Raw genomic sequence first — 14,441 nt, 5'->3', positions numbered from 1 at the left:
CAGGAGCTTTGCGATGAATAACGACGATAAACGCATTCGTGAATTTGCCTACCAGATCTGGGAATCCGAAGGCAAACCCGAAGGTCAGGAAGCACGTCACTGGGAAATGGCCGTTACGCTGGCCCAGGCCGAAGCGCTGGCCCCCAAAAAGGCCGCCGCCAGCAAAGCCAAGTCCAAGGCCGCACCGGCCGCCAGTGTGAAACCGGCGGCCAAAGCGCCCGCGGCGAAAAAACCGCGCGCACCGCGCAAACCCGCTTCTTGACTGCCCGGTGCGCCACGCCCTGACGCACCGCACCGCACCCCGTTTTTAACAGGACCGTAATGCCTGACGGCCACGCTTTGCCTGCCGTTTGTGAAGCCCTCGATACAGCCAGGAGTCACCATGACCAAGCGCAAGTCAGCCCCACCCGTTACACCGGACGTTGAACCCTCACGCCTCAGGGAGGGCCTGCCCTTCCCGCTCGGCGCCACATGGGACGGGCTAGGTGTTAACTTCGCGATTTTTTCGGCCAACGCCACCAAGGTCGAGCTGTGCCTGTTTGATGAAACCGGTGAAGTGGAACTCGAACGCATCGAACTGCCCGAGTACACCGACGAGACCTACCACGGCTATTTGCCCGATGCGCACCCCGGCCAGATCTACGGCTACCGGGTCTACGGCCCGTATGACCCACAAAACGGTCATCGCTTCAACCACAACAAATTGCTGATCGACCCCTACGCCAAACAATTGGTGGGCGAACTCAAGTGGTCAGAAGCCCTGTTCGGCTACACCATCGGCCACCCGGACGGCGATTTGAGCTTCGATGAACGCGACAGCGCGCCGTTCGTGCCCAAATGCAAAGTCATCGACCCGGCCCATACCTGGGGCCACGACCACCGCCTGATCGTGCCGTGGGACAAAACCATCTTTTATGAAACCCACGTGCGCGGCATCAGCATGCGCCACCCCGATGTGCCGGACGCCGTGCGCGGCACCTTTGCCGGGTTGATGGTGGACGAGGTGATCGAGCACATTCGCAAACTCGGGGTCACCAGCGTCGAGCTGCTGCCGGTGCATGCGTTCGTCAACGACCAGCACCTGCTGCAAAAGGGCATGACCAACTACTGGGGCTACAACAGCATTGCGTTCTTCGCCCCGGACCCACGCTACCTGGCCAGCGGTAAGATCGCCGAATTCAAGGAAATGGTCGCGCACCTGCACGAGGCCGGGCTCGAAGTGATTCTGGACGTGGTCTACAACCACACTGCCGAGGGCAACGAGCAAGGCCCGACCCTGTCCATGCGCGGCATCGACAACGCGTCGTACTACCGCCTGATGCCAGACGACAAGCGCTACTACATCAACGATTCCGGCACCGGCAACACGTTAGACCTGAGCCACCCGTGCGTGCTGCAAATGGTCACCGACTCGCTGCGCTATTGGGCCCATGAGATGCATGTCGACGGGTTCCGCTTTGACCTGGCCACGATTCTGGGCCGCTACCACGACGGTTTTAACGAGCGGCACAGTTTCCTCGTGGCCTGCCGTCAGGACCCGTTGCTGCGGCAAGTGAAAATGATCGCAGAACCCTGGGACTGCGGCCCCGGTGGCTACCAAGTCGGGGGCTTCCCGCCGGGCTGGGCCGAGTGGAACGACCGCTTTCGCGACACCGTGCGGGCCTTCTGGAAAGGCGATGACGGGCAACTGGCCGACTTCGCGGCACGCATGACCGCCTCCGGCGAGCTGTACAACCAGCGCGGACGGCGGCCTTATTCCTCGGTCAACTTCATCACCGCCCACGATGGCTTCACGTTGCACGACCTGGTGTCCTACAACGACAAGCACAACGAAGCCAACGACGAAAACAACCAGGACGGCAGCAACAACAACCTGTCATGGAACCACGGCGTCGAAGGGCCGACCGACGACCCCGAAATCAATGCCCTGCGCCTGCGCCAGATGCGCAACTTCTTTGCCACCCTGCTGCTGGCCCAAGGCACACCGATGATCGTCGCCGGGGATGAATTTGCCCGGACCCAGCACGGCAATAACAACGCCTACTGTCAGGACAGCGAAATCGGCTGGATCAACTGGGACCTGGACGAAGACGGCAAGTCGTTGCTCAAGTTCGTCAAGCGCCTGATCAAACTGCGCAACAGCTACCCGATCCTGCGCCGTAGCCGCTTTCTGGTGGGGCATTACAACGAGGAGCTAGGGGTCAAGGACGTCACGTGGCTGGCCCCGGATGGCAATGAAATGTCCATCGAACAGTGGGAAGACCCGCAAAGCCGCAGTTTCGGCATGCTGCTCGACGGCCGGGCGCAGGTGTCCGGGGTCCAGCGCTCAGGCGCCGATGCCACCTTGCTGATCGCGTTCAACGCCCAGCATGACGGCGTGGACTTCATTTTGCCCCACGTGCCTGAAGGCACAGGCTGGATCTGCAAGTTCGACACCATCGACCCGGACTTCAAACGCCCGCACACCCTGGCGTTCGGCAGCACTTACGGCGTTAACGGCCGTTCGGTGGTGCTGTTCGAACTGGAGCATCTCAAGGACGCGGGCTGACCATGAATCTGCATGATTTTCTCGAAGATTGTGCCTCGCCCCTGAACACCCCGCAGGCACTGGGGCAGTGCTTGCGGCACATGGTCGAGGCCGGGCTGGATCAATTGCCCCTGCCCGGCAGCGGATTGACCCTGCAACGCTGGCAGCAACTGGCGCTGGTGGCCGGGCATGACCTGGGGCTGTGCAAAGTGTACGAAGGCCACACCGATGCACTGGCCACGCTGCGTGAACTGGGCGCCCGGCCGGTGCCTCCCGGCAGCACGTGGGGCCTGTGGGCCGCCGAGCCGCCCAATGCCCGCGTGCACCTGCGCGAGGTGAACGGCCACTGGCAAATCAGCGGGCGTAAAGCCTGGTGCTCGGGGGCGGGCGTGGTCAGTCACGGGTTGCTCACGGTCTGGGATGAACAAGGCGGCCAGCAACTGGTGGCGGTCGACATGCAACAGCCGGGGGTCAGCGTTTCCAGTGAAGGCTGGGAAGCCGTGGGCATGGCGGCGACGGCCAGTGTCGACATTCTGTTTGAGCAGGTGCCCTGCACCCGCGTGGGGCAACCCGGCGACTATTTGCATCGCCCCGGCTTTTGGCAGGGCGCCGTCGGCATTGCCGCGTGCTGGTATGGCGCGGCGTACCGGCTGGGCGAGTCCCTGCAACAACACGCTGCCCAACGCGCCGAACCCCATGCACTGGCACATTTGGGCGCGGTGCAGGCTGCGCTGTTCGGGGCACGCAACACCCTTATCGTGTGCGCAGGGCAGCTGGACGAAGCGCCCACCGCCGACTGTCAGGCACTGGCCCGGCAAACCCGGGCGCAGGTCGAAGACGTTGCCGAACAGGTGCTTCGCCACGTCGGCCGCGCACTAGGGGCCGGGCCGTTTTGCAAAGACCCGCACTTTGCCCGCCTGAGCGCCGACCTGCCGGTTTACCTGCGCCAAAGTCATGCTGAACGCGACCTGGAAGCCTTGGGCGAATGGGCCGCGCAAACGCCTCGCAGGCACTGGCCCCTATGAAAGAAAACCTGATTGTGGGCAGCGGCACACCGCTGCAACACTGGCGCGACTCTCAACGGCTGGCCAATTTGCCGTCGGTGGAGGTGACCGAACTGGTGCCGCAAGGCTCGCGGGCGGTCATCGTCGCCCCGCACCCGGACGACGAAGTGTTGGGCACCGGCGGCCTGCTGCAACTGATCAACACCCTCAACCGCCCGCTGTTGCTGATCTCGGTCACGGATGGCACCGCCAGCCATCCCGGCTCCAGCTTATGGCCCGCGTGCGATTTGGCGTACCAACGCGCCCTCGAATCGGAAGAAGCCTTGACCCGCCTGGGCCTGCCGGTGACTGAACTGCACTGGGTCCGGGGCGGTTTTGCTGACAGCCAGGTGGCGGCCGATGAAGCGTTGCTCACCGCCTTTATCGAACAGCACCTAGAACCGGACGATGTGGTGTTCAGCACGTGGTGCCGCGATGGCCACTGCGATCACGACGCCGTCGGCCGCGCCAGCCGCCAAGCGGCGGCCAACGTGGGCGCCTGCGTGCATGAACTGCCGATCTGGACCTGGCACTGGGCGCATGACGACGACCCGCGCGTGCCGTGGGAACGCGCACGACGCATCGACCTCAGCGCCCACGCGGTGGCGCGCAAACGCTATGCCGCGCAGGCCTTCACCAGCCAGATCCACGAAGACCCGAGCACCGGTGCCGGGCCGGTACTCGGCGCACTGGCGCTGGAACGGTTGCTGCAACCCTATGAAGTTGTTTTTGTACAGGGATGAACCATGAGTGTCTCGACTGCTTTTTTTGATCAGCTCTACGCCCACAACAATGACCCGTGGGCCTTTCGCGAGCGTTGGTATGAACAACGCAAGCGCGCCATCACCCTGGCCAGCCTGCCGCGCCAGCATTACCCGGCGATTTTCGAGGTGGGCTGCGCCAATGGCGAGTTAAGCGCCGGGCTGGCGCAGCGTACCGACTGGCTGCTGGCGTGCGACACCTCGGCCAAGGCCGTGGAACTGGCGCGCCAGCGTCTGAGCGACTGCCCCAACGTTGAAGTGCGCAAAAGCCGCGTGCCTGAACAGTGGCCCGAGCGCCGCTTCGACCTGATCGTCATCAGCGAAGTGGCGTATTACCTGGACCCTAAAGCGCTGGAAGAGTTGATCGAACTGGCCCTGCTCAGCCTGGCCCCTGACGGCCAACTGCTGGCCTGTCACTGGCGACCGCCCATCGAAGGCTGCACGCTGACCGGTGACGAGGTGCACGCCCTGCTCCACAACGCGTTGGGCTGGCCGCGACTGGCGCAGCACGTTGAAGACGATTTCATCCTTGAAGTGTGGGGCCGCGACCCTATGTCTGTAGCCAGCCTGGAGGGATTGCGATGATCGGCGTGCTGATTCCCGCGCATAACGAACAGGCACTGATTGCCCATTGCCTGCATGCCGTGCTCTGCGCCAGCCGTCATCCGCAGCTCAAGGCAGAACCGGTGCGCGTGCTGGTGGTGCTCGACAGTTGCGACGACCTGTCGGCCGACATTGCGGCGCAATACGACGTCGACGTGCTGGCGATTAATGCCCGTAACGTGGGCGCCGCCCGTGGCGCCGGTGCGCAATGGCTGTTGGAACGCGGCGCACGCTGGATCTCGTGTACCGATGCCGACAGCCGCGTGGCCGAAGATTGGCTGGTGGCGCAGTTGGCGTTGGGCAAAGACGCGGTGTGCGGCACGGTGACCGTCGAAGACTGGGGCAGCGCCATCGATGAGGCGGCCCGCGCCCGCTACCAGGCGGCCTATCAAGCACGGGACGGCCATCGGCATATCCATGGCGCCAACCTGGGCTTCAGTGCCAACGCCTACCGGCGCGCCGGGGGATTCCAGCCGCTGGCGTGTCACGAAGACGTGCACCTGGTCAAGCAGCTGGAGGCGTGCGGCGCGTCCATCGCCTGGAGCCACCGCCCGCAAGTCATCACCAGCGCCCGGCTCGACTGCCGCGCCGCAGGCGGCTTTGGTGATTACTTAAGGTCGCTGCTTAGCGTGGCCGAACATGACCAACATCAAGCGGGGTCGCGACCCGACGCGCTATAAAAAGGCAGTGCCGCACCTGAACGGTCTGTCTCGGCATGCGTCGAACCCAGGTGACCCCACGCACAGGAGAGACCATGACCCTCGATATAGCCGGTAACAACCTTGAACCCCCTGCTCCGCTGACAGCGCCTGCCGTGCACCGCATGAAGGTGCTGACCGTCAACACCCACAAGGGGTTTACCGCCTTCAATCGACGTTTCATCCTGCCGGAACTGCGCGACGCCGTGCGCAGCACCGGGGCCGATCTGGTGTTTTTGCAGGAAGTGCTCGGCGAGAATGAGAAACATGCGTCGCGCTACGACCAATGGCCTGCCATGTCGCAGTACGAGTTTTTGGCCGACAGCATGTGGAACGATTTTGCCTACGGTCGCAATGCGGTTTACCCGGACGGCCACCACGGCAATGCCGTGCTGTCCAAATACCCGATCAAATCGTGGCGCAATCTGGACGTCTCCATCACCGGCCCGGAACGCCGCGGCCTGCTGCACTGCGTACTGGATGTACCCGGCCATGACCAGGTGCACGCGATTTGCGTGCACTTGAGCTTGCTGGAGAGTCATCGCCAGTTACAGATTGTGTTGCTCAACCAACTGCTCAAATCCTTGCCGCCCGAAGACCCGGTCATCATCGCCGGGGACTTCAACGACTGGAAACAGCAAGGCAACGCCGCGCTCAGGCAGCGAGACGACCTGCATGAGGCCTTCGAGCGCCACCACGGCAAACTGGCGAAAACCTACCCGGCGCGCTGGCCCCTGCTGAGGCTGGACCGCATTTACCTGCGCAACGCCCGCAGCCGCAACCCGCAAATCCTCGACGGCAAACCCTGGACTCACCTATCGGACCATTTGCCGTTGTCGGTCGATGTGCATTTGTAGTCACTGCCGCTAGTCACTGCGGTTTAAGGATCAACACCCCCAGCGGTGGCAGGTTCAGGGCCAGTGAATGGGTTTGCCCGTGGCTGGGCAGCGGCTCAGTGCCCACGCCTGCGCCGTTGCCATAGTTGGAGCCCGCGTAAGTATCGGCGTCGCTGTTGAGCACTTCTTGCCAGGTGCCCGCAAATGGCACGCCAATCCGGTATCCCTGACGCGGCACGGGGGTGAAGTTGGCCACCACCACCAGCGGCTGGCCGTCTTTGCTCCAGCGCAACCATGCGTACACGCTGTTAGTGGCGTCATCGCCGATCAGCCATTGAAAGCCCTGCGCCACGTCGTCCTGGTCGTGCAGGGCCGGGCAATCGCGGTACAGGCGGTTCAAGTCACCCACCAGTTTCTGCACGCCTTGGTGTTCGGGGTATTGCAGCAAGTACCAGTCCAGTTGCTGATCGTGGTTCCACTCGCGCCACTGGCCAAACTCGCAGCCCATGAACAACAGCTTTTTGCCCGGATGGGTCCACATGAAACTCAGGTACGCCCGCAAGTTGGCAAACTTCTGCCAGCGATCACCGGGCATTTTGTCGATCAACGAGTGTTTACCGTGCACCACTTCGTCGTGGGAGATCGGCAGGATAAAGCGCTCGGTCCAGGCATACACCAGCCCGAAGCTCAGCTCGTTGTGGTGGTGCGCGCGGTAGACCGGGTCTTGCTGAATGTAGTGCAGCGAATCATGCATCCAGCCCATGTTCCATTTGTAGGAAAACCCTAACCCGCCTTCATCGGTGCGCTGACTGACGCCCGGCCAGGCCGTGGACTCTTCAGCGATCATCAGCGCGCCGGGGGCTTCGAGTGCCACCACATCGTTGAGGTGGCGCAAAAAGTCGATGGCTTCCAGGTTCTCCCGCCCGCCATGCCGGTTCGGGATCCACTCACCGGGTTGACGCGAATAATCGCGGTACAGCATGGAGGCCACTGCATCCACCCGCAGCCCGTCGATGTGGAAATCTTTGAGCCAGTGCAGCGCGGACGCCAGCATAAAACCGTGAACTTCGGTGCGGCCCAGGTTGTAGATCAGGGTGTTCCAGTCTTTGTGGAAGCCTTCGAGCGGGTTGGCGTATTCGTACAGCGCCGTGCCATCAAACTGGGCCAGACCGTGCTCGTCATTGGGGAAATGCGCCGGCACCCAGTCCAGAATCACGCCGATACCCGCCACGTGACAGGCATTCACAAACGCGCCGAAGTCATCCGGCGAGCCATACCGCGCACTCGGAGCGAATTGCGACAGCGGCTGATAGCCCCACGAGCCGCCGAACGGGTGTTCCATGATCGGCATCAGCTCGATGTGGGTGAAGCCCATCTCGCGCACGTAAGGGATAAGCCGCTGCGCCAGTTCGTGCCAGGTGTATTGGCGGGCCACTTCGCCCACCTCGTCCACTTCGCACTGCCACGACCCGACGTGCAGTTCGTAGATCGACAACGGCGCGTCGGGGCGTTGCAACTGGCCACGGGCCTGCATCCAGTCCTGGTCCTGCCAGTCCACCGCCAGCGGCGAGGCGACTTTGGACGCGGTCTGCGGCGGCAGTTGTGTGGCAAGTGCCATGGGGTCAGCCTTAAGCGGCAAAATCCCGTGTTCACCCAGAATTTCGTATTTGTAGGCTTCACCCGCCTGCAAACGCGGGATAAAAATTTCCCACACCCCGCTCGGATGGCGCAGGCGCATCGGGTGGCGGCGGCCATCCCAGATATTGAAATCGCCCACCACCGACACGCGCCGGGCATTGGGCGCCCACACGGCAAAGCGCACGCCGGGTACGCCATCGACGCTCATCACCTGAGCGCCCAGGCAATGGCTGAGGTCGCGGTGATTGCCTTCAGCAAACAGGTACAGGTCCATCTCGCCCAGCAGCGGACCGAAGCTGTAGGGATCTTCGCTGGTTTGCTCGCCCCCGGCCCACTGGATACGCAATGCGTACGCACGCGGCTCGGCGAACTGGCCGACGAACAACCCCGGCACGTCAGGGCACGACAACGGCCCAAGCACGTCGCCTGTTTCGCGGTCGACCACATTGACGCTCAACGCCTGGGGTAAAAACGCCCGAATGTAATACCCCCCTTGCCCGTCCGCATGGGGGCCCAACACCGAAAAAGGATCGCGGTGCTCGGCGTTAATCAACGCCTCAATGTCTTGCCGAGTGGGCAATAAACCACCACGCGCCTTACCCAGATCCTTGCCAGCACTCATTGTTTCTCTCCGTTCAAAGGCTTGGACATGCCTGGCACCTGACTGAGCAAGGCGCTCAGCCCGCGCAGTGGAACCTGTAGCCAGGCAGGCCGGTTGGCCGCTTCATAGATCACTTCATAGGCCGCCTTTTCCAGGCTGAAGAGGGTCAGTGCAGCCTGCGGGCCACCCTCCACCTTCCAGCCTGAAGCCAGATTAGCTGTTGCGTGGGAATACGCCTGCGTCAAGGCACCGCGCGCTTGCTCAAGGTAACGCTCGACCACGCGCTGGCGAGCCAGGTCGGCCTCGGGCGAATGGTCCGCCTGTTGCACCTGCGCCACCGCCATGGCGGCGGCGTAGTCGAACGAACGCAGCAGCCCGCTGAGGTCTTTGTACGGGCTGTGACGGCTGCGTCTTTCTTGCAAGGGCCGCGCCGGTTCACCTTCAAAGTCGATGAAATACGCATCGCCCTGCACCACCAGCACCTGCCCCAAGTGCAAGTCGCCATGCACGCGAATCAGGGGACCGCCAAGGGTGTGATCGGCCAGAGAGGTGACGTAAGCGCCGATCTCGCGCTCATGTTTGAGCCAGTGCTTGACCTGCGCCTGATCCTCGGCGGACAACTGCGACAGGTGAGCGTCGAGTTGCTGCAACGCCGCGTGGACCTGCCGACTGATGGCCGTGGCCCAATGGCGTACCTCTTTCGCGCCGGTGGTCTGCGGCGTGAAATCCGGGTTGTCGGTCGCGCTGGCCAGCACCTGATGCATTTCGCCCAGCCGGCGGCCCAGCACGGCCGCAAAGTCGGCCAGCTCGCCGAGGGCATTGTAGTGCTGATCGTGTTCGGACATGGCATCCGCCAGTTCGTCACGTATGGCGCGCTCCAGATTGTTTTGGGTCCAAGTCCACGCATCGCCCTGATTGCTCAGATAGCCTTGGGCGATCATTAGCAAGGTGCTTTCGCCGTCGGCGTCATGGCGCTCCACGGCACCGAGCAACGGAGAAATATTCGGGTAGCCCGCCGCCGTGAGGTAAGCGCCCATTTCCAGCTCCGGGTGCACGCCGGTGCTGAGCTGACGAATGAGTTTGAGCACCAGGGTGCCGCCGACCACCACCGAGCTGTTGGACTGCTCGGCCGACAGGTAACGAATCTCGCTGTTTTCATCCAGACCCTGTTCAGCCCACTGCGCGGTCGGGGTGAACCGGATCTGACCTGCGTCGCTGTCCAGCACCGTACCGGCGTGTAGGTGGCTCAACACCGTGCGCACAAACGGTTCAAGGCTGAACGCATCGGTAATAAATCCGACCTGACGCACCCGTCGAGCGCGGCACAGGACCAATTGTTGAGCCAGGGCGCTGACGGGCTGATCTTCACCCACGACCCCGAGCGGCAGTTGGTAGCGACGCGGCTGACCGCCCGCGGTCACCCGCACTTCGGTCAGCAACATCGGCGTGTCGGCCTGCCCCAGGCGTGTGCCGTACACCCACTCCACGTGCTCGATAGGCGCGCCTTTTTGCCCGTACCAGCGCTGCTTGGGCAGCCAGGCAGGCAGGGTGACGCGCTCCAAGGTGGTGCGGGTCGGCGCTTCGAGCACTTCTTCAATGCGTTTTTTGATCACCAGCGTGACCAGCTCCGGCAGGCTTTGTACCGGCTCGGCGTGCCAGCCCGGCATCTGGCTTTCCGGCGCCAGCAGGAACCAGTAGAAGCCATATGGCGCCAGCGTCAGCATGAAGTGCAACTGGCCAATCGGCGGGAATGCATTGCCGCCGAGCATTTCCACCGGCACCCGGCCGCCGTACTCGCTGAGGTCCAGTTCAACCGCCTGGGCGCTGCGCGACACGTTGGCCACGCACAGGATGGTTTCGTTCTTACCCTGGCTGTCGGTGTATTCGCGAATGTAGGCCAGCACCCTGCGGTTGCTCGGTGACAGCATTTTCAGGCTGCCGCGGCCGAAGGCTTGCTGTTGCTTGCGCACGGCCAGCAACCGGCGAGTCCAGTTGAGCAACGAGTGCGGGTCGCCGGACTGGGCCTCGACGTTGACGGATTGATAGCCGTACAACGGGTCCATGATCGGCGGCAGCACCAGGCTGGCCGGGTTGGCACGGGAAAACCCGCCATTGCGGTCAATCGACCACTGCATGGGGGTGCGCACGCCGTCACGGTCGCCCAGATAGATGTTGTCGCCCATGCCGATTTCATCGCCGTAATACAAGGTGGGCGTGCCGGGCATGGACAGCAACAGGCTGTTGAGCAGCTCAATGCGCCGACGGTCGCGTTCCATCAAGGGTGCCAGGCGCCGCCTGATGCCCAGGTTGATCCGCGCACGACGGTCCGCAGCGTAGTAATTCCACAGGTAATCGCGTTCTTTGTCGGTGACCATTTCGAGCGTCAGCTCATCGTGGTTGCGCAAAAAGATCGCCCACTGGCAATTGGCGGGGATTTCCGGGGTCTGGCGCAGGATGTCGGTGATCGGAAAGCGGTCTTCCTGCGCCAGCGCCATGTACATGCGCGGCATCAAGGGGAAATGGAACGCCATGTGGCATTCGTCGCCATTGATGCCGTCGGTGTCACCGAAGTACTGCTGGGTGTCCTCGGGCCATTGGTTGGCCTCGGCCAGCAGCATGCGGTCCGGGTAGTGCGCATCAATTTCGGCGCGGATCTGTTTCAGAATCTGATGGGTTTCGGGCAGGTTTTCATTGTTGGTGCCGTCGCGCTCGATCAAGTACGGAATGGCATCCAGGCGCAGGCCATCGATGCCCATGTCCAGCCAGTAACGCATCACCGCCAGCACTTCTTTCATGACCTGCGGGTTGTCGAAGTTAAGGTCGGGTTGGTGGGAGTAGAAACGGTGCCAATAGTATTGGCCCGCGACGGGGTCCCACGTCCAGTTTGAGCTTTCGGTGTCGAGAAAGATGATGCGCGTGCCGTCGTACTTTTCGTCGGTGTCGGACCACACGTAATAATCCCGGGCCTTGGAGCCGGGTTTGGCGTGCCGCGCCTTTTGAAACCAGGGGTGTTGGTCAGAGGTGTGGTTGATCACCAGTTCGGTAATGACCCGCAGGCCGCGCTTGTGAGCTTCAGCGATGAAACGCTTCACATCGGCCAGGGTGCCGTAATCCGGGTGGACGCCGCGATAATCGGCGATGTCGTAGCCATCGTCACGCCGTGGCGATGGGTAGAACGGCAGCAGCCACAGGGTGTTGACCCCCAGCTCCGCGATGTAATCGAGTTTGCTGATCAGGCCCGGAAAATCGCCGATTCCATCATTGTTGGAGTCGAAAAACGATTTCACGTGCACTTGATAAATCACCGCGTCCTTGTACCAGAGCGGGTCGTTGATAAAACTTGCGGTTGCGACGTTCTTTGCCATGGGTAATACCTGCTGATTCGCACGCGCGAGGCCGCCCGGGCAGCGGCTCAAGGCTCGGTTAAAGAGGTTTGATGCGCCAGATGCCGAAGGGCTGGACCGCTGGATCAAGCCGCGTCCATTGGGTTTTGCCGTACCAGGTCCAGCGATGGCCGCTCATCAAGTCTTCGCCACAGGTGGCGGCATCGTCGGGCAAGCCCATTTCCCACAAAGGCAATTCAAAATGAGCCTCTTGCACGTGATGCGGGTCCAGATTGATGGCCACCAGCACCCAGTTGCTGCCATCGGCGCTGCGCTTGCCGAAATACAGAATGTTGTCGTTCCAGGCGTTGTAGAACGTCACGCCCAGATGCGTGTGCAAGGCCGGGTTGTGTCGGCGGATGCGGTTGAGCTGGGCAATCTCGTCCACGATGTTGTCGGGCGCGGTGAAGTCACGGGGGCGGATCTGGTACTTCTCGGAATCCAGGTATTCCTCCCGTCCCGGCAAGGCGGCGGACTCGCACAGCTCAAACCCCGAATACATGCCCCATAACCCCGAGCCCATGGCGGCCAGCGCGGCGCGGATCAAGAACCCCGCACGCCCCGACTCCTGTAGAAAGCGCGGGTTGATGTCCGGGGTGTTGACGAAGAAGTTGGGCCGAAAGCACTCGCGCAACGGGCTTTGGTTGAGCTCGGTGAAGTACTGGGTCAGCTCGGCCTTGGTGTTGCGCCAGGTGAAATAGGTGTAGCTCTGGGAGTAACCCACTTTGCCCAGTCGCGCCATCATCGCCGGGGTGGTGAAGGCTTCGGCCAGAAAAATCACCTCGGGGTGCGCGCTCCGCACGTCGGCAATCAGCCATTGCCAGAACGGCAGCGGTTTGGTGTGAGGGTTGTCCACGCGGAACAGCTTGACCCCTTCTTGCACCCAGCCCAGCACAATGTCGCGCAGGGCCAGCCACAGCGAAGGAATCGCATCCGGCGCATAGAAATCGACGTTGACGATGTCCTGGTATTTTTTCGGCGGGTTTTCCGCATAGCGGATCGTGCCGTCCGGGCGCCAGTTGAACCAGCCGGGATGCTGGGTCAGCCAGGGGTGGTCTTGGGAGCACTGGATAGCGAAATCCAGCGCGATCTCCAGCCCGTGGGAAGCGGCGGCCTGCACCAGACGGCGAAAATCGTCGCGGGTGCCCAACTGCGGGTGAATCGCCTCGTGCCCGCCTTCTTCGCTGCCGATGGCATACGGACTGCCGGGATCGTCCGGCCCGGCTTGCAGGGTGTTATTGGGCCCCTTGCGATGACGGCGGCCGATGGGGTGAATCGGCGGAAAATAGAGCACGTCAAAGCCCATGTCGTGAATCATCGGCAGCCGCTCGATCACGTCATTAAAGGTGCCGTGCCGGGCGGGATCGTGGGTCATCGAACGCGGGAACAGTTCGTACCAGCTGGCGAACTCGGCGAGCGGGCGTTCCACCTCGACCGGGTAGCGAGGACTGAGGCTGACGTAGGCGTGATATTGCGCCTGCGCCATGAGGTGAGCGCTGCTTTCATGGAGAAACAGCGCCACCTGTTCGGTTTCGAGCAAACCGGTCAGTTGAATCAACAGCGTCTGCAACTGCGCCTGAAGCTCACCCTGGGTGCGCTCAATGGCGTGTTGCACCAGCACGCGGCCTTCTTGCAGCTCAAGGCTCACCGGCACCCCGGCCTGGTGTTTTTTCTCCAGCTCGTGGCAAAAGCTGGCAAAGCGATCGATCCAGGCTTCGATGCAGAACTCATAGCGTCCCTGCAACGGCACCTCGAACTGCCCCGCCCAGCCATCATTGCCCACGAACGTCATGGCCGCGGTGGACCATTCTTGCTGCTCGGCACGGCGCCAATGCAGCATTACGGCCAGTTGATCGTGGCCATCGGTGAAGACCTTGCTGGTGACGTCCACCGTCCGCCCTTGGGTTGCCTTGACGGCAAACTGGCCGTTTTCCAGCACCGGGGAGGTGCTTTCGATGGCAATACGCGGCAGCAGCAGCGCATGGGACAGAGGCAATACAGCGGTTGAATCTGAATCCTGGAAATCAGCAGTCATCGAGCATCACTCCTCACGCCCATGGACGCTAACGTGTGTCGTTTCAAAGCATTTTCCGGCATTGACACCGGGCATCTAGGGGTCTGTTCACAATCCGCCTGGAGCAACGCCGCCCGGCGTTACGTAGGCGTTCGTCCCTTCGGGTCGCATGTCACGGGTAGCCAACGACGCGGCTTGCCCTGAAACAGGAACAGACCCTAGCTTGGGAGAGAGCATCCGCTTTAAAAGTTCAGACTGTTTTAAAAGGCTCCGTTGGTCGTGTGGCGGGAGTGTTTTGCGCAGGTCACCGGTCAACCCCTTGACGACCTGACGTTTA

General features: G+C 62.3%; 10 protein-coding genes. 7 read left to right on the top strand and 3 right to left on the bottom strand.

Annotated features, from left to right (window positions below; genetic code table 11):
- The first annotated feature begins 13 nt into the window (after nt 1–13).
- From V6F78_RS02305 to V6F78_RS02275, 7 genes are all read left to right on the top strand, one after another.
- Nucleotides 14–262, top strand: coding sequence for a DUF2934 domain-containing protein (locus V6F78_RS02305; protein ID WP_047291329.1), 249 nt, complete (start codon nt 14–16; stop codon nt 260–262).
- Between the two features lie 120 nt (nt 263–382).
- On the top strand, nt 383–2,548 hold the full coding sequence (glgX, locus tag V6F78_RS02300; RefSeq protein WP_094990828.1) for a glycogen debranching protein GlgX: 2,166 nt from the start codon (nt 383–385) through the stop codon (nt 2,546–2,548).
- Nucleotides 2,549–2,550: 2 nt separating this feature from the next.
- The gene (locus tag V6F78_RS02295; protein WP_332726551.1) at nt 2,551–3,552 is read left to right on the top strand and encodes an acyl-CoA dehydrogenase family protein; all 1,002 of its coding nucleotides are present in this window, start codon (nt 2,551–2,553) and stop codon (nt 3,550–3,552) included.
- Complete coding sequence (locus V6F78_RS02290) at nt 3,549–4,313, top strand: PIG-L deacetylase family protein (RefSeq protein WP_070415108.1); 765 nt, start codon at nt 3,549–3,551, stop codon at nt 4,311–4,313. Before V6F78_RS02295 ends, V6F78_RS02290 begins: the two co-directional genes overlap by 4 nt.
- Nucleotides 4,314–4,316: 3 nt before the next feature.
- On the top strand, nt 4,317–4,916 hold the full coding sequence (locus V6F78_RS02285; RefSeq protein WP_047291323.1) for a class I SAM-dependent methyltransferase: 600 nt from the start codon (nt 4,317–4,319) through the stop codon (nt 4,914–4,916).
- On the top strand, nt 4,913–5,614 hold the full coding sequence (locus V6F78_RS02280) for a glycosyltransferase (protein ID WP_047291322.1): 702 nt from the start codon (nt 4,913–4,915) through the stop codon (nt 5,612–5,614). Before V6F78_RS02285 ends, V6F78_RS02280 begins: the two co-directional genes overlap by 4 nt.
- Before the next feature lie 74 nt (nt 5,615–5,688).
- The gene (locus tag V6F78_RS02275) at nt 5,689–6,489 is read left to right on the top strand and encodes an endonuclease/exonuclease/phosphatase family protein (protein WP_332726550.1); all 801 of its coding nucleotides are present in this window, start codon (nt 5,689–5,691) and stop codon (nt 6,487–6,489) included.
- Between the two features lie 13 nt (nt 6,490–6,502).
- Here V6F78_RS02275 and glgB read toward each other — a convergent pair whose 3' ends face one another.
- Genes glgB through V6F78_RS02260 form a run of 3 tightly spaced genes read right to left on the bottom strand, consistent with a single transcriptional unit; the run spans nt 6,503 to nt 14,125 of the window.
- Nucleotides 6,503–8,728 carry a 1,4-alpha-glucan branching protein GlgB gene (glgB, locus tag V6F78_RS02270; RefSeq protein WP_332726549.1) on the bottom strand — a complete coding sequence of 742 codons (2,226 nt, stop codon included), beginning with the start codon at nt 8,726–8,728 and terminating at the stop codon, nt 6,503–6,505.
- Nucleotides 8,725–12,072: a maltose alpha-D-glucosyltransferase gene (gene treS / locus V6F78_RS02265; protein ID WP_332726548.1), complete on the bottom strand. Its 3,348-nt coding sequence runs from the start codon at nt 12,070–12,072 to the stop codon at nt 8,725–8,727. The genes glgB and treS overlap by 4 nt, the downstream gene beginning before the upstream one ends.
- 58 nt (nt 12,073–12,130) lie before the next feature.
- Nucleotides 12,131–14,125: an alpha-1,4-glucan--maltose-1-phosphate maltosyltransferase gene (locus tag V6F78_RS02260; RefSeq protein WP_332726547.1), complete on the bottom strand. Its 1,995-nt coding sequence runs from the start codon at nt 14,123–14,125 to the stop codon at nt 12,131–12,133.
- Nucleotides 14,126–14,441 lie beyond the last annotated feature (316 nt).

Source organism: Pseudomonas sp. ESBL9 (genome assembly GCF_036668715.1).
Lineage (GTDB): Bacteria > Pseudomonadota > Gammaproteobacteria > Pseudomonadales > Pseudomonadaceae > Aquipseudomonas > Aquipseudomonas lundensis.
This window is presented reverse-complemented; position numbering and strand designations above follow the sequence as displayed.

Excerpts from the sequence above, each read along its gene's own strand:
- V6F78_RS02305 (WP_047291329.1), top strand. The coding sequence starts at position 14 with ATGAATAACGACGATAAACGCATTCGTGAATTTGCCTACCAGATCTGG.
- glgX (WP_094990828.1), top strand. The coding sequence starts at position 383 with ATGACCAAGCGCAAGTCAGCCCCACCCGTTACACCGGACGTTGAACCC.
- V6F78_RS02295 (WP_332726551.1), top strand. The coding sequence starts at position 2,551 with ATGAATCTGCATGATTTTCTCGAAGATTGTGCCTCGCCCCTGAACACC.
- V6F78_RS02290 (WP_070415108.1), top strand. The coding sequence starts at position 3,549 with ATGAAAGAAAACCTGATTGTGGGCAGCGGCACACCGCTGCAACACTGG.
- V6F78_RS02285 (WP_047291323.1), top strand. The coding sequence starts at position 4,317 with ATGAGTGTCTCGACTGCTTTTTTTGATCAGCTCTACGCCCACAACAAT.
- V6F78_RS02280 (WP_047291322.1), top strand. The coding sequence starts at position 4,913 with ATGATCGGCGTGCTGATTCCCGCGCATAACGAACAGGCACTGATTGCC.
- V6F78_RS02275 (WP_332726550.1), top strand. The coding sequence starts at position 5,689 with ATGACCCTCGATATAGCCGGTAACAACCTTGAACCCCCTGCTCCGCTG.
- glgB (WP_332726549.1), bottom strand. The coding sequence starts at position 8,728 with ATGAGTGCTGGCAAGGATCTGGGTAAGGCGCGTGGTGGTTTATTGCCC.
- treS (WP_332726548.1), bottom strand. The coding sequence starts at position 12,072 with ATGGCAAAGAACGTCGCAACCGCAAGTTTTATCAACGACCCGCTCTGG.
- V6F78_RS02260 (WP_332726547.1), bottom strand. The coding sequence starts at position 14,125 with ATGACTGCTGATTTCCAGGATTCAGATTCAACCGCTGTATTGCCTCTG.